The sequence below is a fragment of the Microbispora sp. H13382 genome (genome assembly GCF_014161445.1).
GTDB lineage: Bacteria > Actinomycetota > Actinomycetes > Streptosporangiales > Streptosporangiaceae > Microbispora.
The window spans coordinates 396,993-419,025 of sequence record NZ_JABBXA010000004.1 but is presented as its reverse complement, the minus strand read 5'-3'; the positions used below and the strand labels follow the sequence as shown (position 1 = coordinate 419,025).

17 protein-coding genes are annotated in these 22,033 nt (G+C 73.2%); 10 read left to right on the top strand and 7 right to left on the bottom strand.

Annotated elements, in window-relative coordinates; genetic code table 11:
- Window positions 1–148 precede the first annotated feature (148 nt).
- The 3 genes from HHX41_RS11645 to HHX41_RS11635 all read left to right on the top strand — a co-directional run bounded on the left by HHX41_RS11645 (window position 149) and on the right by HHX41_RS11635 (window position 6,368).
- On the top strand, window positions 149–2,278 hold the full coding sequence (locus HHX41_RS11645; protein WP_182905948.1) for an elongation factor G-like protein EF-G2: 2,130 nt from the start codon (window positions 149–151) through the stop codon (window positions 2,276–2,278).
- Window positions 2,279–2,516: 238 nt separating this feature from the next.
- Window positions 2,517–4,121, top strand: a complete 1,605-nt coding sequence (locus tag HHX41_RS11640) for a family 10 glycosylhydrolase (protein ID WP_182905947.1) — start codon at window positions 2,517–2,519, stop codon at window positions 4,119–4,121.
- 159 nt (window positions 4,122–4,280) lie between these two features.
- Window positions 4,281–6,368, top strand: coding sequence for a hypothetical protein (locus tag HHX41_RS11635; protein ID WP_182905946.1), 2,088 nt, complete (start codon window positions 4,281–4,283; stop codon window positions 6,366–6,368).
- A 78-nt stretch (window positions 6,369–6,446) separates the two neighbouring features.
- Here the strand turns inward: HHX41_RS11635 and HHX41_RS11630 are convergent, their stop codons facing one another.
- Window positions 6,447–6,998 (bottom strand): HIT domain-containing protein, encoded by a 552-nt coding sequence (locus HHX41_RS11630; RefSeq protein ID WP_169983140.1) that lies wholly within the window; start codon window positions 6,996–6,998, stop codon window positions 6,447–6,449.
- A 251-nt stretch (window positions 6,999–7,249) separates the two neighbouring features.
- Between HHX41_RS11630 and HHX41_RS11625 the strand changes: the two genes are divergently transcribed.
- Window positions 7,250–7,729, top strand: a complete 480-nt coding sequence (locus tag HHX41_RS11625) for an Asp23/Gls24 family envelope stress response protein (RefSeq protein ID WP_182905945.1) — start codon at window positions 7,250–7,252, stop codon at window positions 7,727–7,729.
- Between the two features lie 70 nt (window positions 7,730–7,799).
- Here HHX41_RS11625 and thrS read toward each other — a convergent pair whose 3' ends face one another.
- Together thrS and HHX41_RS11615 are read right to left on the bottom strand one after the other, a co-directional pair.
- Entirely contained in the window at window positions 7,800–9,776 is a 1,977-nt protein-coding gene (gene thrS, locus HHX41_RS11620; protein WP_169983142.1) for a threonine--tRNA ligase, read from the bottom strand.
- A gap of 175 nt (window positions 9,777–9,951) precedes the next feature.
- A complete protein-coding gene (locus tag HHX41_RS11615; RefSeq protein WP_182905944.1) occupies window positions 9,952–12,252 on the bottom strand; it encodes a phosphoketolase in 2,301 nt (766 codons plus the stop codon).
- A gap of 85 nt (window positions 12,253–12,337) precedes the next feature.
- Between HHX41_RS11615 and HHX41_RS11610 the strand changes: the two genes are divergently transcribed.
- Together HHX41_RS11610 and HHX41_RS11605 are read left to right on the top strand one after the other, a co-directional pair.
- Window positions 12,338–12,841: a MarR family winged helix-turn-helix transcriptional regulator gene (locus tag HHX41_RS11610; protein ID WP_169983144.1), complete on the top strand. Its 504-nt coding sequence runs from the start codon at window positions 12,338–12,340 to the stop codon at window positions 12,839–12,841.
- 175 nt (window positions 12,842–13,016) lie between these two features.
- Window positions 13,017–13,790, top strand: a complete 774-nt coding sequence (locus HHX41_RS11605) for a hypothetical protein (RefSeq protein WP_182905943.1) — start codon at window positions 13,017–13,019, stop codon at window positions 13,788–13,790.
- A 77-nt stretch (window positions 13,791–13,867) separates the two neighbouring features.
- Here the strand turns inward: HHX41_RS11605 and HHX41_RS11600 are convergent, their stop codons facing one another.
- The 4 genes from HHX41_RS11600 to HHX41_RS11585 all read right to left on the bottom strand — a co-directional run bounded on the left by HHX41_RS11600 (window position 13,868) and on the right by HHX41_RS11585 (window position 17,038).
- Window positions 13,868–14,374: a TspO/MBR family protein gene (locus tag HHX41_RS11600; protein WP_182905942.1), complete on the bottom strand. Its 507-nt coding sequence runs from the start codon at window positions 14,372–14,374 to the stop codon at window positions 13,868–13,870.
- A 28-nt stretch (window positions 14,375–14,402) separates the two neighbouring features.
- The gene (locus HHX41_RS11595) at window positions 14,403–15,368 is read right to left on the bottom strand and encodes a DUF523 and DUF1722 domain-containing protein (RefSeq protein ID WP_182905941.1); all 966 of its coding nucleotides are present in this window, start codon (window positions 15,366–15,368) and stop codon (window positions 14,403–14,405) included.
- Between the two features lie 2 nt (window positions 15,369–15,370).
- Window positions 15,371–15,892, bottom strand: a complete 522-nt coding sequence (locus HHX41_RS11590; protein WP_169983148.1) for an RNA polymerase sigma factor — start codon at window positions 15,890–15,892, stop codon at window positions 15,371–15,373.
- Between the two features lie 114 nt (window positions 15,893–16,006).
- Window positions 16,007–17,038, bottom strand: coding sequence for a MerR family transcriptional regulator (locus HHX41_RS11585; protein WP_182905940.1), 1,032 nt, complete (start codon window positions 17,036–17,038; stop codon window positions 16,007–16,009).
- A gap of 313 nt (window positions 17,039–17,351) precedes the next feature.
- Between HHX41_RS11585 and HHX41_RS11580 the strand changes: the two genes are divergently transcribed.
- Genes HHX41_RS11580 through plsX form a run of 4 tightly spaced genes read left to right on the top strand, consistent with a single transcriptional unit; the run spans window position 17,352 to window position 22,031 of the window.
- Window positions 17,352–18,644, top strand: coding sequence for a polyprenyl synthetase family protein (locus HHX41_RS11580; protein ID WP_182905939.1), 1,293 nt, complete (start codon window positions 17,352–17,354; stop codon window positions 18,642–18,644).
- Window positions 18,641–20,143, top strand: coding sequence for an NAD(P)/FAD-dependent oxidoreductase (locus HHX41_RS11575; RefSeq protein ID WP_182905938.1), 1,503 nt, complete (start codon window positions 18,641–18,643; stop codon window positions 20,141–20,143). The genes HHX41_RS11580 and HHX41_RS11575 overlap by 4 nt, the downstream gene beginning before the upstream one ends.
- Window positions 20,140–21,060: a phytoene/squalene synthase family protein gene (locus HHX41_RS11570; RefSeq protein ID WP_169983152.1), complete on the top strand. Its 921-nt coding sequence runs from the start codon at window positions 20,140–20,142 to the stop codon at window positions 21,058–21,060. The genes HHX41_RS11575 and HHX41_RS11570 overlap by 4 nt, the downstream gene beginning before the upstream one ends.
- Window positions 21,060–22,031, top strand: coding sequence for a phosphate acyltransferase PlsX (gene plsX, locus HHX41_RS11565; protein ID WP_182905937.1), 972 nt, complete (start codon window positions 21,060–21,062; stop codon window positions 22,029–22,031). The genes HHX41_RS11570 and plsX overlap by 1 nt, the downstream gene beginning before the upstream one ends.
- Window positions 22,032–22,033: the final 2 nt, after the last annotated feature.

Genomic DNA, 22,033 nt, shown 5'->3' with positions numbered 1-22,033 from the left:
CCGCAGGGCCGCCCGGAGGTGTCTCGGAGATCTTCGTGCGGTCCCGGAGAAGGGCGGGCCCCCGGGCGCGGACAGCGACGGCACGAGCGGCCGGCGCGGGGTGCGTGCCACGCGCCCATCCCGACCGCTCCGAGATTCGGGAGGCGATGTGGCCGAAAGATCAACCGGCGCGACAACAGGGGCCGCGGGCAGGGCACCCGCGGCCGATCGGCCGGACATGGTGCGCAATGTCGTGCTGGTCGGCCATTCCGGGGCCGGGAAGACCACGCTGATCGAGGCGCTGCTCGGGGAGACGGGCACCATCCAGCGGCCCGGCCGGGTCGAGGACGGCACCACGGTCAGCGACTTCGACGAGGTGGAGGTGCGCCAGCAGCGCTCGGTGAACCTGTCGGTCGCCCCCGTCGTCTACAACGGCATCAAAATCAACTTCCTGGACACCCCCGGGTACGCCGACTTCGTCGGCGACCTGCGGGCCGGGCTGCGCGCGGCCGACGCGGCGCTGTTCGTCGTCTCGGCGGCCGACGGCGTGGACGGGCTCACCCGCATGCTCTGGGAGGAGTGCGCGCTCGTCGGGATGCCCCGCGCCGTGGTCATCACCAAGATCGACCATCAGCGCGCCAACTTCGACGAGGTCCTCGCCACCTGCCAGGACGCGTTCGGCGACGGCGTCGCGCCGCTCTATCTGCCGGTGAACGGCACCGGGCTGCTCGGGCTGCTCTCACAGCGGCTGTTCGACTACGGCGGCGGCCGCCGGGCCGAGCGGGAGCCTGACGCCGACCAGCTCGCGGTCATCGAGCAGTACCGCGGCGACCTCATCGAGGGGATCATCCAGGAGAGCGAGGACGAGACCCTCATGGACCGCTACCTCTCCGGCGAGACGATCGACACCAAGGTGCTGATCGACGACCTGGAGAAGGCGGTCGCGCGGGCCGGCTTCTACCCGGTCCTCGCCACGGCTCCCGGCGTCGGCATGCTGGAGCTCCTGGAGATCGTCACCCAGGGCTTCCCGTCGCCCCTGGAGCACCCGCTGCCGAAGATCACCGGGATCGACGGCAAGCCGTGCAGGGAGATCACCGCCGATCCGGACGGCCCGCTCGTGGCCGAGGTCGTGAAGACCACGAGCGACCCGTACGTTGGGCGGATCAGCCTGGTCCGGGTCTTCTCCGGCACCCTGCGGCCGGACATGACGGTGCACGTCTCCGGCCACGGCCTGGCGGAACGGGGGCACGAGGACCACGACGTCGACGAGCGGGTGGGCACGCTGTCGTCGCCGCTGGGCAAGGTCCAGCGGACCGTGGGCAAGTGCGTCGCCGGGGACATCTGCGCGGTCGCCAAGCTGTCGCGGACCGAGACGGGCGACACGCTCTCCGACAAGGACGACCCGCTGCTGGTCGAGGCGTGGACCATGCCGGAACCGCTCCTGCCGGTGGCGATCAGTGCCAGGTCGAAAGCCGACGAGGACAAGCTCAGCCAGGCCCTGAGCCGTCTGGTCGCGGAGGACCCGACCCTGCGGCTGGAGAACAACGCCGAGACCCGTCAGCTCGTGCTGTGGTGCATGGGCGAGGCGCACGCCGACGTCCTGCTCGACCGCCTGGCCAAGCGGCACGGGGTCGAGGTCGAGAAGATCGACCTGCGGGTGCCGCTGCGGGAGACGTTCGCCGGCAAGGCGCAGGGCATGGGGCGCAACGTCAAGCAGACCGGCGGCCACGGGCAGTACGCGATCTGCCACATCGAGGTCGAGCCGCTGCCGTCGGGCGGCGGGTTCGAGTTCGTCGACAAGATCGTGGGCGGGGTGGTCCCGAGGCAGTTCATCCCGTCCGTGGAGAAGGGCGTGCGGGCGCAGATGGAACGCGGGGTCGTCGCCGGCTATCCGATGGTCGACGTCCGCGTCACGCTCTACGACGGCAAGGCCCACTCGGTCGACTCGTCCGACATGGCCTTCCAGATCGCCGGTCAGCTCGCGCTCAAGGACGCCGCGTCCAAGGTGGCGACGCACCTGCTCGAACCGGTGGACGAGGTGTCGGTCCTCGTGGCGGACGACTACGTCGGGGCCGTGATGTCCGACCTGTCCTCCCGCCGGGGCAGGGTGCTCGGCACCGAACCGGTCGGCACCGGCCGCACGCTGGTGCGCGCCGAGGTGCCACAGCTGGAGATCACACGGTACGCGATCGACCTGCGCTCGCTGTCCCACGGGGCGGGCACGTTCACCCGTTCCTTCCTGCGGTACGAGCCCCTGCCCGCGCACCTGGCCGGCAAGGTGGCCGCGGCGGGCGAGTAGCAGCCCCACCGGGGACCCCGGCGGCCCGCCTCCCGCCGCCGGGGCCCCGCCATGTCCGCGCAGCTCACCCGGCCCTTTTCCGGGGGCCGGGTTTCGTATTCGCGCCGTACGGGGAGTCCCGATAGGTGCCTGGCGTCACATGCGCATCACAAGTTCATTTCGTTTTTCTGGCTAAACCATTCTTTTGCCGGTGTAAGACTTATGGCCGGACTTACTGGCAAATCGGAGGGGTAGCCACGTGACCGAGCGGGGACAGGTCATCCGTCCGTTGATCGCGACCACCGTCATCGCCGCGGTCGCGGTCGGAGCCGCCTACACGTTCGGCCCCGGCGCCCAGGCCGAGAAGGTCGGCGCCGAGAAGGCCGGCCGTACGGTGGCCCCGAAGGCGCAGCGGCAGCAGGTCAGGGCGGAGACGCTCACGGCGGCCGACACCTGCGCCGTCAACGAGAAATATCCCAAGCGCCAGCTACGCGGCGTCTGGGTGGCCACCGTGCACAATCTCGACTGGCCGTCGAAGCCGGGGCTGCCGCCCGAGCGGCAGAAGGCCGAATACGTGAAAATCCTCGACAACGCCGTGAAACGACGCCTGAACGCGGTGTTCTTCCAGGTCCGGCCCGCCTCGGACGCCATCTACCGCTCGTCGCTGGAGCCGTGGTCCCAGTGGCTCACCGGCACGGCGGGCCAGGACCCGGGCTGGGACCCGCTGCCGTTCCTGGTCGACGAGGCCCACAAGCGTGGCCTGCAGTTCCACGCGTGGTTCAACCCCTACCGGGCGGCCGACTCCGCCTCCTCGAGGCTGCCCGCCGGGCACCCGGCGCGGCTCCATCCCGACTGGACCGTCAAGCACGAGGGCAAGCTCTACTACAACCCCGGCCTGCCGCAGGTGCGCGGCTGGGTCACCAAGGTCGTGACCGACGTCGTGAAGCGCTACGACGTGGACGGCGTCCACTTCGACGACTACTTCTACCCCTACCCCGGGCAGGGCACGCGGTTCGCCGACCAGGCCGCGTACAAGAAGTACGGCAAGGGCCTGACGCTGGCCGACTGGCGGCGGCACAACGTGAACCAGCTCGTCGCCGAGGTCTCGCAGGCGGTCCACTCGGCGAAGCCGCACACCGTCTTCGGGATCAGCCCGTTCGGCATCTGGCGCAACAAGACCGAGGACCCGGCGGGCTCGGCCACCAAGGGCATGTCGGCCTACGACTCGATCTACGCGGACGCCAGGGCGTGGATCAAGGCGGGCTCGGTCGACTACGTGATGCCCCAGCTCTACTGGCCCCGCGGGTTCGCCGCGGCCGACTACTCCGTGCTCGCCAGGTGGTGGGCCGACGCGGTGAAGGGCACCGCCGTCGACCTCTACATCGGGCAGGCCCTCTACCGGGTGGGGGCCGCCGACACCCCCGCCTGGACCAAGGCGGGCGAGCTGCCCGCCCATCTCACGCTGAACCGCAAGCATCCCGAGATCTCGGGCGACGTCTACTTCAGCGCGGCGCAGCTGGTGAAGAACCCGCTCGGCGTGCTCGACCGGATCGTGAAGAGCCACTACGCCCGCCCGGCGCTGCCGCCGGTGCTCAGGGCGAGCGCCACGCCGCCCGTCGCCCCGCGCGTGGTGAAGGCCTCCGGCGGGACGCTGACCTGGCAGGCCCAGCCGGGCGCGCAGGCGTACGGGATCTACCGGGTGGCGGACAAGGACGCCTCCTGCGCGACGGCGGACGCGCGCAACCTGGTGGCGGTCGTGCCGGCCTCCGGCGCCCCGTCGTACGCCGCCGGCGCCTCCGGCACCTACTACGTCACCACCGTCGACCGCCTCGGCAACGAGAGCCCGGCGACCCGGGCGGGCTGACCCCGGTCACTCCCCGCTCTCCGGTCCCAGATTCCGCATGTCCTCCAGCCTCATCCGTTGCTTGTGCGGCTGCGGGGGCGCCGACGGGTCCGGTAGCGTGGTCGCGAGTTTTCCCAAGATCATGTGCGGGGCTGGGGGTCACCGGTGAGAGGCACGTGGGTGAAGCGCGCGCTCGTCGCCGTCGTGTTCGGCGTGTCGGTCGTGGCCCTCGCCCCGGCGGCGTCCGCGGGAGTCACGGCCGGGCCGGGTGCGAGCGGGACGGCGGCCGGGGAGCGGGTGGTGCTCGTCGGGATTCCCGGGCTGATGTGGAGCGACGTCACCCCGGACGACACGCCGAACCTCTGGCGGCTCGCCGGCGACTCGGCCCTCGGCTCGCTGTCCGTGCGGGCCGTGCGCAAGGACACCTGCCCGTACGACGCCTGGCTCACGGTCTCGGCCGGGGTGCGGTCGGCGGTGGGCGGCGGGTGCGGCATGGCGCCCGCTCCCGAGGCGGACGGCGCGGGGGCGGCGATCCCCGAGTTCTCCTGGCTGTGGGAGGCGCGGGGGCAGCGCGACGCGGGCACGCTCGGGCAGGCCCTGCACGCGGCCGGGCGGACGACGATGGCCGTCGGCCCGGGAGCCGCGCTCGCGCTGGCCGACCGCGAGGGCCGGGTGGACGTCTACGCCTCCTCACCGGCCGAGGTCACCCAGTGGTCCGGTGGCGACGTGGTCGCCGTGGAGATCCCCGACCTCGTCGCGCCCTACATCTCCGGCGACCGGCTCACCGACGCGCCCGAACTCCTGGCCGCCGGCGCGCGGCGGGCCGCGGCGCGGGCGGCCGACACGAGGCTCGGGTCGTTCCTGCCGCGGCTCGGATCGGCGACGGTGCTGGTCGCCGGGCTCTCCGACCATGGTTCGGTCCCCCACCTCAGGGCCGCGATGCTCCATGGCGGTGGGATGGCGGGCACACTCGGCGCCCGCTCCACGCACCGGGACGACATGATCATCCTTCCTGATCTCACCGCCACGATCCTGGCGAGGGCCGGGGTGGCCGCTCCCGCGAACGTCGTCGGCGTGCCGGTCGAGACCCACGCGGCCGGCGGAACACTGGACGAGCGTGTCGCGGCCCTGCGCACCGCCGACGTGGCCGGGCAGACGATCCGCGACATGACCGGCGTCTTCTTCACCACGCTCGCCGTGCTCCAGGTGCTCTTCTACGTCATCGCGTTCGTGCTGCTGCGCCGCCGCGACGGGCTGCCCGCCGTACGGGCCGCCGCCGTGGCGCTCGCCGCGATCCCCGTCTCGACCTACCTCGTCAACCTCACGCCGTGGGCCCGTGCGGCACAGCCCGCGCTGACGCTCTTCGCGTCCATCGCGGTGATCGCGGCGGCGCTCACCGTGGCGGCCCTCGCGGGCCCGTGGCGGCGCGGCGTGCTCGGACCGCTGACCGTGATCGCCGCGGTGACCTCGGCCGTGCTGCTCGGCGACCTGCTGACCGGCACCCCCCTGCAGCTCAACAGCCTGATGGGCTACACGGGCGTGGTCGGCGCCCGCTACTACGGCCTGGGGAACATCCCCTTCGCGTTGCTCGCCACGGCCGTGCTGCTCGTCACCACGGCCGCCGCCGACCGGCTGGTCAGGGCCGGCCGCAAGGGTGTCGCGGTGGCACTGGTCGCCACGCTCGGGGCCTTCGCGATGCTGCTCGACGGCTGGCCGGGCGTGGGCAGCGACTTCGGCGGCGTCATCGCCTTCGTGCCGGGCATCGCGGTCACCGCGCTGATCGTGGCGGGCAGGCGGGTGTCGATCGTGAAGCTGGGCGCCTTCTGCGTCGCGGGCGGCGTGCTGGTGATGGCCATCGCCTACCTCGACTACCTGCGTCCCCCGGCCAGCCAGACCCACCTCGGCCGGTTCGTGGGGCAGGTGGCCGACGGCACGTTCCTGCCGGTGATCTCCCGCAAGCTCGGGGCGATGCTGTCCACGCTGCTCAGCCCCAACCTGATGCCCGTGGTGATCGCCGCCTTCGCGTTCCTCGTCTTCGCGCTGCTGCGGCCGGGAGCGGCGAGCGCCGGGGTCCTGCCGATCGCGTTCGAACGGGCGCCCATGCTCAGGGCGGGCCTGCTCGGCGCGCTCGTCAGCGGGCTGGTCGGCATGCTCGTCAACGACTCGGGGGCCGCGGTGCTGTCCATGGCCCTCGCCCTGGCCGTGCCGCTCGTCCTCAGCGCGGGCATCCGCGCCCTGCAGCACGGCGAGCCGGCCCCGGCGGCCTGACGGTCGCCGCCCCGGGTTCGCGCCGCCGCGGCGCCGGCCGGTCTTCGCGCGGCGTACGGCCCGGTCAGGAGGAGGCGCTCAGGAGGAGGCGGGCCAGGCGTCGGCGAGCAGGTCGCGCGTGTCGCGCAGCAGCTGCGGCAGCACCTTGGTGCGCCCGACCACCGGCATGAAGTTGGTGTCGCCGCCCCACCGGGGCACGACGTGCTGGTGGAGGTGGGCGGCGATGCCCGCGCCCGCCACGCCGCCCAGGTTCATGCCGACGTTGAAGCCCTGCGCCCCGCTCGCCTTGCGCAGCGCCTGCGTCGCGCGCTTGGTGAACTCGGCCAGCTCGGCCGTCTCCGGTCCGTCGAGGTCGGCGTAGTCCGACACGTGGCGGTAGGGGCAGACCATCAGGTGCCCGGAGTTGTACGGGTAGAGGTTGAGCACGGCGAACACGGCCGACCCCCGCGCCACGATCAGCCCGTCCTCGTCGGGCAGCTTGGGGATCTCGCAGAACGGGCAGCCGTCGTCCACCCCGGACCCGCTGGGCTTGTTCTCGCCCTTGATGTAGGCCATCCGGTGCGGGGTCCACAGGCGCTGGAAGCTGTCGGGAACCCCGGCGCCGGCCTGCTCGATCGGCTCTGAATCCACGGTCGCGCTTCCCTCCGGTTCGTCCCCTGTGCCAGGCCGCCGCCGCTTCCGCCCGCACGACGGCACAGCAACGGCACGGCAGCAGCATATGACCCCGGGGATCTCTCCCCGCCCGCCGGGTTGACCGGGAGCGGCGAGGAGCTCGGGGCCTTGGTCCGGTCGGTGTGCCGATATGCGCGGGCGGCGGACGGCCCGTCTGATCGTCGGGCAGAATGCACCTGCCGGACGCCCCCACCCTATGGAGCCGTCACATGAGCGAGGCCGCCGCCGCCGAGGAGCGGATGGAAGAGCAGATCGACGCAGAACCGCTCGCGGTGACACCCCGGCCCGACGCCCCGACCGCGGACGTCCTCAAGGGCCGCATCAAGGTCGCCGACGAGGTGGTGGAGAAGGTCGCCGCCCTGGCCGCACTGGAGATCCCCGGCGTCGCCGACCTGGGCGGCGACCTCGAGCGCGCCTTCGAGAACGTACGCGACCTCATCGGCGTGGGGGCCAAGCGGGCGACGCAGGGCGTGCAGGCGAAGATCCAGGATGAGCAGGTCTCCGTCGACGTGACCATCGTCATCGTGTACGGCCATGTGGTCATGGACGTCGCCACCGAGGTCAAGGTCAACGTCGCCCGGTCGGTGGGCCGCATGCTCGGCATGCGCGTGGTCGAGGTCAACGTGACCGTGGACGACGTCCGCCTCCCCGGTCAGGGCTCCCCCGCCGAGGCGGCGCCGGCCTCCTGAGACGGCACTGGGCCGGTCATGCGAGATCGGGCGCCCCGGAGGGGACGCCCGATCCGCTGTCTTCCGCCCGTCAGACCTGGATGCGGCGGCGGACGGCGTCGACGATCTCGTCGATCGCCTGGTCGATCGGCACGCCGTTCTTCTGCTCGCCGTTGCGGTAGCGGAAGGACACCGCACCGGCGGCGATGTCGTCGTCGCCCGCCAGCAGCATGTACGGCACCTTGGCCTTCTGGGCGTTGCGGATCTTCTTCTGCATACGGTCGTCGCTCTCGTCGACCTCGATCCTGATGCCCTGCTCACGCAGCCGCTTGGCGACGTCCTGCAGGTAGGGCGCGTGGGCGTCGGCGATCGGGATGCCGACGACCTGCACCGGGGCGAGCCACGCGGGGAAGGCGCCCGCGTAGTGCTCGACCAGCACGCCGAAGAAGCGCTCGATCGATCCGAACAGCGCCCGGTGGATCATGACCGGCCGCTGCCGGGTGCCGTCGGCAGCCTGGTACTCTAGGCCGAAGCGCTCGGGCAGGTTGAAGTCGAGCTGGATGGTCGACATCTGCCAGGACCGGCCGATCGCGTCCCGGGCCTGCACCGAGATCTTGGGCCCGTAGAAGGCCGCGCCGCCCGGGTCGAGGACCAGCTCCAGCTTCTCCGACTCGGCCACCTCCCGCAGGGTCTGGGTGGCCTCCTCCCAGGTCTCGTCGCTGCCGACGAACTTCTCCGGATCCTTGGTGGAAAGCTCCAGGTAGAAGTCCTCCAGGCCGTAGTCGCGCAGCAGGTCGAGCACGAACCGCAGCAGCGAGGTGAGCTCGTCGCGCATCTGCTCGCGGGTGCAGTAGATGTGCGCGTCGTCCTGGGTCAGGCCGCGTACGCGGGTCAGGCCGTGCACCACGCCCGACTTCTCGTAGCGGTAGACCGTGCCGAACTCGAACAGCCGCAGCGGCAGCTCACGGTAGGACCGCCCGCGCGCCCTGAAGATCAGGTTGTGCATCGGGCAGTTCATCGGCTTGAGGTAGTAGCGCGCGCCCTCCAGCTCCATGGGCGGGAACATGCCGTCGGCGTACCAGTCGAGGTGGCCGGAGATCTTGTAGAGGTTGTCCTTCGTGATGTGCGGGGTGTTGACGAAGGAGTAGCCCGCCTCCTCGTGCCTGCGGCGGGAGTAGTCCTCCATCACCCGGCGGATCACGCCGCCCTTCGGGTGGAACACCGGCAGGCCGGAGCCCAGCTCGTCCGGGAAGGAGAACAGGTCGAGCTCGGCGCCGAGCTTGCGATGGTCGCGCTTCTCGGCCTCCTCCAGGAACTTGAGGTACTCGTCCTGCTTCTCGCGGGACTCCCAAGCGGTGCCGTAGATGCGCTGCAGCTGCGGGTTCTTCTCGCTGCCCCGCCAGTAGGCGCCGCCCGACCGCATGAGCTTGAAGGCCGGGATGACCCGGGTGGTCGGCAGGTGCGGCCCCCGGCACAGGTCCTTCCAGCACAGCTCGCCCGACTTGGGGTCGAGGTTGTCGTAGATGGTGAGCTGGCCGCCGCCGACCTCGACGTTCGCGCCGTCGGCCGCCTCGGCCGCGCCGCCCTTGAGCCCGATGAGCTCCAGCTTGTACGGCTCGGCCGCCAGCTCGGCCCGGGCCTCGTCGTCGCCGACCGGGCGGCGCCGGAAGCTCTGCCCCTGCTTGACGATCTCGCGCATGCGCTTCTCGATGCGCTTGAGGTCGTCGGGGGTGAACGGCTCGCGGACGTCGAAGTCGTAGTAGAAGCCGTTCTCGACCGGCGGGCCGATGCCGAGCTTCGCCTCGGGGAAGATCTCCTGGACGGCCTGGGCCATGACGTGCGCGGTGGAGTGGCGCAGGATCGCCCGGCCGTCGGGGCTGTCGATCTCGACCGGCTCGACCACGTCGCCCTCGGCGACCTCGGCGGCCAGGTCGCGCGGCTCCCCGTTGATCCGGGCGGCGATCACCGACCTGCCGTCGGCGCCGAGCGCCTCCCCGGCCGTCGTACCCGCCGCCACCACGCGCTCGGCTCCGGCGAGGGTGATGCGTATCTCAAGGGCGGCGGACACGGTGGCTCCTTAGGACAGGTTCGATGCGTGGATCTCGGTGGCCGCGCGCACGCGAGGCGGCGGCTCCGGTCGCCTCCGATGCTACCGGTGCCGCCGCCCCCGAATGGCGGAGATGCGCCGCGCCCGGGTCCCCGCCCCGGAGCGAGAGGTGCCGGGATTAACCGGGCCCGGGGACTCAGAAGGGCCACGTCCAGTCGCGGATCTCGGCGGGGTCCTCGCCGAACTCGCGGGTGTGGGCGCGGGCGCGCAGCCGGGCGTCGGCCATGCGCTGGCGCAGGTGGGCGGCGCGGCTGCCCAGGCCGGGCACCCGGTCGATCACGTCCATCACCAGGTGGAAGCGGTCGATGTCGTTGAGCATCGCCATGTCGAACGGCGTGGTCGTGGTGCCCTCCTCCTTGTAACCGCGCACGTGCAGGTTGTCGTGCCCCGTACGCCGGTAGGTGAGCCGGTGGATCAGCCACGGGTAGCCGTGGAAGTTGAAGATGATCGGCTTGTCCGTGGTGAACAGCGCGTCGAACTCGACGTCGGGCAGGCCGTGCGGGTGCTCGGAGGCCGGCTGCAGCCGCATGAGGTCGACCACGTTGATCACCCGGATCCGCAGCTCGGGCAGGTGCTCGCGGAGCAGCGCGGCGGCGGCCAGGGTCTCCAGCGTGGGCACGTCGCCGGCGCAGGCGAGCACGACGTCGGGGTCGGCGCCCTCGTCGGTGGAGGCCCAGTCGAGGATGCCCAGGCCGCGGGTGCAGTGGACGACCGCCTCGTCCATGCTCATCAGGTCGAGCACGGGCTGCTTGCCCGCCACGACGACGTTGACGTAGTCGCGCGAGCGCAGGCAGTGGTCGGCGACCGACAGCAGGGTGTTGGCGTCCGGCGGCAGGTAGACGCGCACGACCTCGGCCTTCTTGTTGACGACGACGTCGAGGAAGCCGGGGTCCTGGTGGCTGAAGCCGTTGTGGTCCTGGCGCCACACGTGGGACGACAGCAGGTAGTTCAGCGAGGCGACCGGCCGCCGCCAGGGAATCTTGCGGGAGGACTCCAGCCATTTGGCGTGCTGGTTGAACATCGCGTCGACGATGTGGATGAAGGCCTCGTAGCAGTTGAACAGCCCGTGGCGGCCGGTCAGCAGGTAGCCCTCCAGCCAGCCCTGGCACTGGTGCTCGCTGAGCACCTCCATGACCCTGCCCCCGGGGCCGAGGTTCTCGTCGGTCGGCAGCAGGGCGGCCTCCCACTCCTTTCCGGTCGCCTCGAAGACGGCCGACAGGCGGTTGGAGGCGGTCTCGTCCGGGCCGAGCAGCCGGAAGTTCGCAGGGTTGGCCGCGATGACGTCGCGCAGGAACGCCCCGAGGACGCGGGTCGGCTCGCTGGAGGCCGTCGCCGGGGCCTTCACCTCGACCGCGTAGTCGCGGAAGTCGGGCAGCACGAGCGGGCGCAGCAGTTCCCCGCCGTTGGCGTGCGGGCTGGCGCTCATCCGCAGCGGCCCGTCAGGGACGGTCCCCGTGATCGTCTCGACCGGCCGCCCGTCGGCGTCGAACAGCTCCTCCGGGCGGTAGGAGCGCATCCACTCCTCCAGGTACTCCAGCCGGTCCGGCCGGTCCCGTACGTCGGTCAGCGGCACCTGGTGGGCGCGCCAGGTGCCCTCGACCGGGAGCCCGTCGACCTCGCGCGGCCCGGTCCAGCCCTTCGGCGTACGCAGGATGATCATCGGCAGCGGGCCGCCGTCGGCCATCTGGCCGAAGACCGTGTCGAGGGTGCCGGCCATCAGCTCGTGCATCTCGGCCGGTTCGTGGCCGGAGACGATGTGCGGGCGGTAGCCGTACCCCTCGAAGAGCTTGACCAGCTCCTCCTCGGGGATCCTGGCCAGCACGGTCGGGTTCGCGATCTTGTACCCGTTCAGGTGCAGGATCGGCAGGACCACCCCGTCGGTGTCCCGGTTGAGGAACTTGTTGGAGTGCCATGCGGTGGCGAGCGGGCCGGTCTCGGCCTCGCCGTCGCCGACGACGCAGGCCACGACCAGGCCGGGATTGTCGAAGGCCGCGCCGTACGCGTGGGAGAGGGCGTAGCCGAGCTCGCCGCCCTCGTGGATGGAGCCCGGAGTCTCGGGGGCGACGTGGCTGGGGATGCCGCCCGGGAAGGAGAACTGCCGGAAGAGCCGGCGCATGCCCTCGGCGTCCCGCGTGATGTGGGGGTAGCGCTCGGTGTAGGTGCCTTCGAGCCACGCGTGGGCGACCGCCGCCGGGCCGCCGTGACCGGGGCCGGCGATGTAGATCATGTCCTGGCCCCGCTCCCGGATGATCCGGTTGAGGTGGGCGAAGCAGAAGTTGAGCCCGGGGGTGGTCCCCCAGTGGCCGAGCAGTCGCGGCTTGACGTGCTCGGGCCTGAGCGGCTCGGTCAGCAGCGGGTTGTCCATCAGGTAGATCTGGCCGACGGACAGATAATTCGCGGCCCGCCAGTAGGCGTCGATGTTCCCGTATGCGTTCATGCCCATGACACTTTCCCAACGGCGGCGGCCGAACCAGGGTCTTTCGCCCCAAGATCAAGCTGCTCACGGCGGTAGTCTTGGCGCCATGCCCGGCACCCGATGGCTCGACGAGGAGGAGCAGCGCACCTGGCGCGCATACCTGCGGACGAGCCAGCTCCTCCAGGAGGCTCTCGAACGGCAGTTGCAGCGCGACTCGAGCATGCCGCACGCCTACTACATGATCCTGGTGGTCCTCTCCGAGTCTCCCGGGCGGACCATGACGATGACGGAACTGTCCGCCATCCTCCAGTATTCGGTCAGCCGCCTGTCCCACGCCGTCTCCCGGCTGGAGGAGAAGGGCTGGGTGCGGCGGCTCAAGCGGCCGGAGGACCGGCGCACGACCGTCGCCGAGCTCACGGACGAGGGCTTCGCCGCGATCGTGAAGGCGGCGCCGGGCCACGTCGACGAGGTCCGGCGGGTGCTGTTCGACCCCCTCACCCCCGGTCAGGTACGGCAGTTCCGCGAGATCCTCGCCACGATCCTCGCGGCCTTCGAACACCGGGCCGACGAGTCCGAGCTTCCGCGCGAACTCGACACCGCAGCCCAGTGAACGACCCCTGACGGGGGTTCGCCAGAGCCGTTCACCCCGAGGTCCCCACCCGGCGTCGCTGCTCGCCCGGGCGTCGTGCCGCCGCCCGCCCAGTCCCGAAGGCGCCCGGAAAGCGCTTGCGCGACCATGCGATGAAGACCAAGATTTTTGGACATTGCGTGAAAGGGGCCCCTCAATGTCATGTACCCGCGTCTGCCTGGCCATCGCTGTCGCGGGAACCGCGGTTCTCGTCCCCACGGCGCAGGCGAGCGCGGGAACACCCGGCCCTGCGGCCGTCATGAGCAAGGCGCTGGTCCAGGGACGCGGAGTGGCGTTCACCGAGACCTCGAAATCCTGGATCGGCGACGACCGATCGGACGCGACGGTCTTCCGGAACAGCGGCGTTCTCGCTTTCGGCAGGGGAAGGCTCGCGGCCGCGTCCGTCAAGCGGGTGACCACGTCCGGGAAGACGTTCAGGTTCCTCATCGTAGGCGGCAGAACCTACGCCCAGGGCGGGCTCTGGTCGGACAGCCTGCCCGCGGGCAAGAGCTGGGTACGCAGCCGGGACCTCCGTCTCGAGCCGTACCAAGCGTCCGGCCAGGCGATCGACGTCTTCGAACCCGCGACGCTGCGCGCGGTGTACGCCACCCGGAGCGGCGGGGCGGTGCACCAGAGCGTCAATGGCGTCCCGGCCACGCGCTACAGCGGCACCGTCACCGCGAAGGCCCTGTGCACGGTGTCGGCGGCGTGCCGGGAGGCCTTCGGCAAGTCGAGCCCGGTGAAGATCGGCTGGAGCCTGTGGCTGGACGGCAAGGGCCGGGTAGTGCGGCTGACCACGCAGTGGTCGCGGAGGAGCGACAGCCGCAAGGGCGTGGCCGGCGGCGGTGAGTGGACCGACACGTACTACGCTCGCTGGGGTGCCCGGATCACGGTGAAGGCGCCGCCCGCCTCGCGGGTCGCCACCGTGTGAACCCGCGCGGGCCCACCGTCCCCGACGCGCCGCTCGGCGAGCGGTTCCGCCGCGCGGTCGGCTGATCCTCAGGCTCCTCAGGCTCCTTGGGCGCCGGGGTCGCGCCGCGCCTGCGGGTTGTGCCGGGCGATGGCGGCGTTGAGTGCGGTGGCGAAGACCGTCCACCCGGCGTACGGCAGCAGCAGGAGCCCGGCCGTGCGGTCCTCGCGCAGGAGGCGGCGGGTCAACAGCGCGTTCGACACGTCGAGGGCGAGGATCTCCGCGAGCGCGAGGCGGGGGTTGCGCGCCTTGAAGAACAGCGGCGGCCAGGCCGCGTTGAGCGCCAGGTTCACGGCGAGCGCCCGCCGCAGGGCCGGCCGGGAGCCGTCGCCGGCCCGCGACAGCGCGCGGGCGGACGCGTAGGCGATCGTCGCGTACAACGGCGTCCAGACCAGGCCGAACGCCTGCGGCGGCGGCTGCCATGAGGGCTTTCGCAGCCGGCGGTACCAGCCGGAGCGGGCGTCGGTGGACAGGCCGCCGACCGCGGCGGCGGCGGTCACGGCGAGGGCCGTGCGCAGCAGCGTCTTCGTCGATGTGGATCTCATGGGTCCTCTCCTGCCCCGCGGGGCGCGTTCATGCGGGGACGTGGTTGCGCAGGCGCAGCGCGTCGGGATAGGGGGACAGGTAGGTCTGGTCGCGGACGTAATCGACCCCCGCCCCCCTCGCGTGGTGCCGGAGCAGGGCGAGCGGCACCGTCAGGGCGACCCTGCGGGCCCGGTACGACGCGATCACCTCGGCCAGGTCGGCCCGGCGGACCGGGTCGAGCTCCCGGCCGATCATGCCGAGGCAGTGGTGCAGGACGTTGACGTGGCGCCCGACCGTGGCCCGGGCGGCGAGGGCCGTCCGGAACGCCCGGGCGTACTCCCCCGCGAGCGCGTCCCTGGGCCGCTCGCCCGCCGCCGCCACGAGCCGCCCTATCTCCCGGTACGCCGCGGGCGCGTGGGCGAGGATCTGCATCTTGTGCCGGGCGTGGAAGGCGACCAGGTCACGGGGGTGCCAGTCGCCGGCCAGCAGGGCCCGCAGACGGGCCGAGGCGAAGATCCGCTCGACGAACGCCTCGCGCAGCACGGCGTCGTGCAGCCGGCCCTCGTCCTCGACCGCCAGCTCCGGCCGGGCGCCGGCGATCGCGGCGGCGAAGATCCCCCTGCCGCGCCGGTCGGCCGGCCCGCTCTCTCCCGCGTACACGGGGATCCCGTGGAGCCCGCAGCTCGGGCTCCTCGACTTGAACACGTACCCGTCGACGTCGCCCAGACCGGCCGCGCGCTCGGCGGCGAGGGCGGTCATCGGGGCGGTCAGGTCCTCGCGCGTCCGTCGGGTCATCAGTCGTGCCCCTTGCGCGGAGCGCTCCAGGCGGAGCGTCTCACGCGGGGCGCCGAGGCCGATCTCGATCTCGGGGCAGACCGGCACCCAGTTCACGTACTCCGACAGATCGCCGGTCAGGAACCGGTCACGGCTGTGGCCGCCGTTGAACCGTACGGGAGCGCCGAGCAGGCAGCTCGACACGGCCACCCTGGGCCTGATCTCCTCCGCCGGTTCCATGGTCAGGCCGCCGTCCGCAGCAGCGTGGACAGGCGGTGCAGGCCGCGCGCCGTACGCGCCTTGACCGTGCCGAGCGGGACGCGCAGGTGCTCGGCGATCTCCCGCTGGGTCAGGTCCCCGTAGTACGCCAGCTCGATCGCCTGGCGCTGCACATGGGGCAGGGCGGCCAGCGCGCGCCGGACGCGGTCGCGGTCGGCGAGCTCGTCGCCGTCCAGCCGGCCGTCGTGCCCCGCCGGGTCGGGCACCGCCTCCAGCGGCACCGTCGTGGGCGTGCGCGCCCGCAGGTGGTCCACCGCGCGGTTGCGCGCGATGCCGAACAGCCAGGCCGACAGGCTGCGACCCGGGTCGAAGCGGTGCCGGAAGCGCCACACCTCGGTGAAGACGACCTGCAGGACGTCCTCGACGTCCTGGGGCGGCACGAGTCTGCGCAGGTAGGAGCGCACGGCCGGCGAGTGGGCGCGGTAGCACTCCCCCAGGGCGCCCGCGTCTCCCGCGGCGAGGCGGAACTCCAGCGTCTCCTCCATCGGCCCCCCTTGACCCCAAAACTTATTCAAAACCTATTCATAGCTGCCCGCGCCGGAAGAGGGCAACCATGGGGGGCCGAACTCTGGCTTCAAAAAGTGCCAAAGAGCGCGAATTCACCGCAGAGTGGTCATTACCGCCGAGATGGCGTCGCGAAACGTCGTCACCCGGACGACCTCCGCGGGCAGGTGGTCCCCCCACCCGGGCCCGCCGGCCACGACGCGGCAGGCGGGGCGGAGCCGCGGCAGATCGGCCAGCGGCGCCGGATCGCCGGTCTCCCGCATCTGCGACCACACGAACACCGCCGCGGGACCGAGGCGGCGCATCGCGTCCGCCAGCGCCCGGTACGGCGTGCGCGCCCCGAGCACGCGGGTCTCCACCCCGAGCGTGCCGAGCGCCGCGGCCAGGGCGTGGACCGGCAGCGCGTGCTGCTCCTCCTCGGCGGCGGCCAGCAGGACCGGACGGGGATGCACGGGCGCGGGCGCACGGGCGGCGAACCGCGCGAGCGCGACCTGGAGCCGCTCGGAGAACAGGTGCTCGACGTCGATCCCGGCGCACGTGTCCTGCTGCCTGCGGCTGACGGCCGCGAACACCGGCAGCACGAGCCGCTCCCACGTCCACACCACGCCGTGCGTGGTCAGCGCCGTGTCCAGTCCCACGCTCACGGTCGGGGCGTCCAGCGCCGTCACCGCGCGGGCCAGCATCACCGCCGACAGCAGCCCGGGTTCCGGGGCCTGCCGTACGGCGGGCGCGGGCGCCACGCGCGGCTCCGGGGACTCATGAGACTCGGAGGGCGCGGACGACCCCGCACGGGACTCCGGGGGCGCGGCGGCGCCCGGCCCGGCCGGGGGCGCCGCCCGCTCTCCCGGTGCGGACCGCGGCCGCAGCGCCTGCCTGGCGGCGTCGGCCGGCGGCATCCCGGCCCGGATCAGCCGGTTCATCTCCTCCAGGCGGCGCAGGTCCGCGTCGTCGTAACGGCGATGCCCGCCGGGGCTGCGCCTGCTCGGGCCGATGCCGTACCTGAGGTTCCAGGTGCGCAGCGTGGACGCGGGCACGCCGAGCCGCCGGGAGACGGCCCCGATGCCGTAGCCCGGCTCCTCCTCGGCGGCCGCGTTCTCGCCGGCCCCCGGTGCGTCCTCGTCTGCCACCCGCTCACCCCGTGTCCGTCCGGCCGGTCGTCCCGGCCACTCGCCGTGCTCCGGCCGCCCGTACGCGTCCCTGCGACCAGCCTCTCAGCCCGCCGGCGCGCGCCTCGCGAGCACCGGGCACGACCACGGCCGGGCACGGCACACCGGGAGCCGCACGCGCACGGTCCTCGTGGCCGCCTCCGCCCCTTTCGGCCGCCCCCTGGCCTTGTTTCGACGGGGGAGCCCGGCACGGATGCAACCGCCGGAGCGGGCGGGCGCGAAAACTCTACTGACGGCGCCGCCGATCACCGTAACGATCGAAGGAGCAGTGCGCATGGTGACGTTGACCCGCGAGACCGGCGGCGTTCGGGACGAGACGCGGGAGCCGTCCGATCATCACCTGTCCGGCCCGTCCGACGGCGCCCTGTTCGACCGCACCCTGTCGTTCGACCGCACCCTCTTCGACCGGGCCCTGGACGAGCTGCTCCGGCGTGAGATGGACCGGCTGTCCTTCCTCGGGGCCGAGGACCGGGAGACGTTGCGGCGCCACCTCGCCGGCTTCGTCGCGCGCGGTGGCAGGCGGCTGCGGCCGGCTTTCGTTTACTGGGGCCACCGGGCCTCCGGCGGCTCCCCCGACGACCTCGACGCCGTGCTGGCGGCCGGCTGCTCGATCGAGCTCCTCCACGCGTGCGCGCTGATCCTCGACGACGTGATGGACGAGTCGCCGCTGCGGCGCGGCCGGGTCACCGCCCACGTGGCGCTCGCCGAGCGGCATCGGGAGGGCGGCTGGGCCGGGTCGTCGCGGCGGTTCGGGGAGTCGGCCGCCGTCCTGCTCGGCATGCTGGCCTTCACCTGGGCCGATTCCGCACTGCTGGCCGACCGCCGCAGGCTGGCCGATGCCCTGGAGGTTCTCACCCAGCTGCGCGTCGAACTGGCCGCCGGGCAGTACCTCGACCTGACCTGCGCCGCCCGGGGCGGGGGCGGGCGCCGGGAGGCCCTGCTGATCTCGACGTACAAGTCGGGCAAATACACGGTTGAGCGGCCGCTGCACCTCGGTCACGCCATCGCCGGGGGCGAGCCCGGGTTGCGCCGGGTCCTCAGCGCGTACGCGCTGCCGCTGGGCGAGGCCTTCCAGCTCCGCGACGACGTCCTCGGCGTCTTCGGCGACCCGGCGCGGACCGGCAAGCCCGCCGGGGCCGACCTGCTGCAGGGCAAGCGGACCTACCTGCTGGCGCTGGCCCGCGAACGGGCGGACGGCCCGGGCGCGGCGCTGCTGGACGCGCTGCCGAGGCCGGGCGAGGCGCGGCCGGACGCGCTGCCGAAACCTGGCGAGGCGCCGCCGGACCTCGTGGCGGCGGCCCGGGAGGTGATCGTCGCGACCGGCGCGCTGGAGACGGTCGAGCGGCGCATCGGCGACCTGACGGAGGCCGCGGCCGGGGCGCTGTCCGGGGCGGACATGCCCGCGGACGCCCGGTCGGCCCTGCTCGACCTCGCCCGCCGCCTCACCCACCCCGATCCCACAGGCCTCCTCGCCCGCACCTGCCGAGCTCAACCCGACCCCGCTCGACCCGGCCCCGCTCCCCTGTCCGAATCCGCGGGGCCCTCGACCGGCGGAGCCCGCCGATGACCGCGGGCGGGCCGGTCGTGGTCGTCGGCGCCGGGCTGGGCGGCCTGGCCGCCGCGATGCGCCTGGCCGGGGCGGGCCGCGAGGTGACGGTCGTGGAAGCCGCCGACGTGCCGGGCGGCTGCTGCGGCACGGCGGCCCTGGGCTCCCACCGGGTCGACATCGGGCCCTCGGTGCTGACCATGCCGGGGGTGCTGGCCGACACCTTCGCCGCCGCCGGGCAGGACCTGGAGCGCTGGCTGCCGCTGCGCCGGCTCGATCCGTACTACCGGCTGACCTTCCACGACGGGTCGCGGCTGGACGTGGTGGCGGGGGCCGACGCCATGGCCGAGCGGGTGCGGGCGCTGTGCGGGCCCGCCGAGGCCGTGCGCTACCGGCGGTTCCGGCAGTTGCTGGGCGAGATGTTCGAGGCCGAGTGGAGCGCGTTCATCGACCGCGACATGACCCGGCTGCGCGCGCTGGCCCGGCCGTACGCGCTGGTGCGGCTGGCCGCGCTCGGCGGCTTCCGCCGGCTGGACGGGCTCGTGCGGCGCCACCTCACCGACGAGCGGTTGATCAGGGCGCACACGTTCCAGGCGCTGTACGTCGGCCTGTCGCCGCGCCGCGCCCTCGGCGTGTACGCCGTGATCGCCCACATGGACACGGTCGGCGGGGTCTACTTCCCCCGTGAGGGCGGCATGCACGCCGTCCCGCGGGCCATGGCCGCCGCCGCCGAGAAGGCCGGGGCCGTCTTCCGCTACGGCGTGCGGGCCACGCGGATCGAGACCGACGGGGCGGGGGTGGTCGCCGTCCGCCTCGACACCGGGGAGCGGCTGGCGGCCCGGCACGCCGTGGTGGCCTGCGACCTGCTCCGGGCCCACGGGCGGCGGGACGGCGACGGCCTGCTGCCCGAGGAGGCGGCCGACTGGCGGCTGCGCCGGCCCCGGTTGTCCCCCTCGTGCCTGGTCGCGCACTTCGCGCTGGACCGGCGCCCGGACGGCCAGGCCCACCACACCCTGCACTTCGGGCGTGAATGGGAGACGACGTTCGCGGAGCTGGAGGCGGGCAGGCCGCAGCCGGACCCGAGCCTGCTCGTGACCTGTCCTGGCCCTGACGACCACGGGCCCGGCGACCACGGGCCCGGCGGCGGGGGGCCCGCCGTGCTCAGCGTGCTGGAGCCCGCCCCCAACACGCGGGGCGGCGCCGACTGGACCGCGCTCACCCCCCGCCTCGTGGACCGCATGCTGGGCCGGCTCGCCGGCCTCGGGTACGGCGACCTGTCCGGCACGCCCCGGCTGGTGTTCGATCCCCCCGCGTGGCGGCGGCGCGGCCACTCGGCCGGCACGCCCTTCGCGCTCGACGCCCGTTTCACCCAGACGGCGTGGTTCCGCCCGTCCGGCGCGGCCCGGCGGGTCCCCGGCCTCCACTTCGCGGGCATGTACACGGCGCCCGGCGTCGGGGTGCCGCCCGTGCTGATCTCCGGCCGCCTGGCCGCCGAACGCATCCTGGAGAGCACCCCATGAGCGCGCCACCACAGACGCCGGCCGCGACGCTGACGGCCGGCTACGAGCGGTGCCGCAGGCTGCACGCGAGCTACGGCCGCTCGTACTACCTGGCCACCCGCCTGCTGCCCGCGTGGAAACGGCCGCACGTCCACGCGTTGTACGGCTTCGCCCGCTACGCCGACGAGATCGTGGACTCGTTCGCGGTGACCGGCGACCGGGCCGCGGCGCTGGAGCGCCTGTCCTCCCGGCTCGCCGCCGCGCTGGACGGCGAGCACGTCCGCGATCCGGTGCTCCCCGCGTTCACGCACACGGTGCGGGCGTTCGGGATCGACCAGGCCGACGTGCGGGCGTTCCTCGCGTCCATGCGCGCCGACCTCACCGTGGACCGGTACGCGACCTACGACGACCTGCTGGGATACATGGAAGGGTCGGCGGCGGTCATCGGGACGATGATGCTGCCGGTGCTGGAGGCCCTGCCGGGCGAGGAGGGGCGGGCCCGCGAGCCCGCCCGCCAGCTCGGGCTGGCCTTCCAGCTCACCAACTTCATCCGCGACGTGCGCGAGGACCTGACGCGGGGTCGCGTCTACCTGCCGCTCGCCGACCTCGACAAGTTCGGCGTGACGGAGGCCGACCTGGCCGCGCCGTACGCCGCGCCGGCCGTGCGGGAGCTGGTGGCCTACGAGTGCGACCGCGCCCGCGACCACTACCGGCGGGCCCGCGACGGGATCGCGCTGCTCGCGCCGTCGTCCCGGCCCTGCATCAGGGCGGCGTACGAGCTGTACGGCGGCATCCTGGACGAGATCGGGGCGGCCGGGCACGACGTGCTGGCGAGGCGGGCCAGGGTCTCCCGGCGGCGCAGGCTCGCGATCTTCACCCGGCACCTGTTCGCCGCGCGTGCCGCCGCCCGCGCCGAACGCCGGGTGGAGGTGGCGTGATGTCCCGCCCGGTCGTGGTGGACGCCATGGGCGGCGACCACGGGCCCGCGGAGATCGTCCGGGGGGCGGTCGAGGCGTGGCGGGAGCACGGCGTGCCGGTCGTCCTCGTCGGCCGGGCCGGGGTCGTACGCGGGGAACTGGCCCGGCTCGGGGCGGCGGGCGAGATCGACGTCGTGCACGCCGCCGAGGTCGTGCCGATGACCGAGCGGGGCGCGGGCGCGGTCCGCATGGTCCGCTCCAGCCTGTCCGTCGGCTTCGACCTCCTGCGGGAGGGAGCCGGCGCGGCATTCGTGTCGGCGGGGTCCACCGGGGCCGTGGTCGCCTGCGCGGCCGACCGGCTCGGCACCGCGCCCGCCGTGCTGCGCCCCGCGCTGGCCGTCGCGCTCCCGACCACGGCGGGCGGGGTCACCGTGCTGGTCGACGCCGGCGCGACCGTGGACCCGATGCCCGAGATGATCGCCCAGTTCGCACTGCTCGGGGCGTCGTACGCGCAGCTCGTGCTGGGCGTGGCCGACCCTCGCGTCGGGCTGCTGTCGATCGGCGCGGAGCCCGGCAAGGGGAACCGGCTGACCCGCCGGGCCGAGACCCTGCTGCGCGGCCTGCCGCTGCGTTTCCACGGCAACGTGGAGGGCGGCGACGTGCTCACCGGGGTCGTCGACGTGATCGTCACCGACGGGTTCACCGGCAACGTCGTGCTGAAGAACGTGGAGGGGACCGTGCGCGCCACGCTCGCCCTCGCGGCGGCGGAGGGCGTGGCCGGCCCGGCCGGCCTCCGCCGGGTGGCGGCCCGCTACGACCCCGAGACGCACGGCGGCGCGGCCCTCCTCGGGCTCACCGGCACCGTCGTCGTGGCGCACGGCTCCTCCCGGGCCGGCACCGTCGCCCGGGCCTGCGTGGTGGCGCGCGACCTCGCCGAGGGCGAGGTCGTGGCCCGGCTCGGCGACCGTCTCGCCGTCCAGCCGGCGCCGTGACC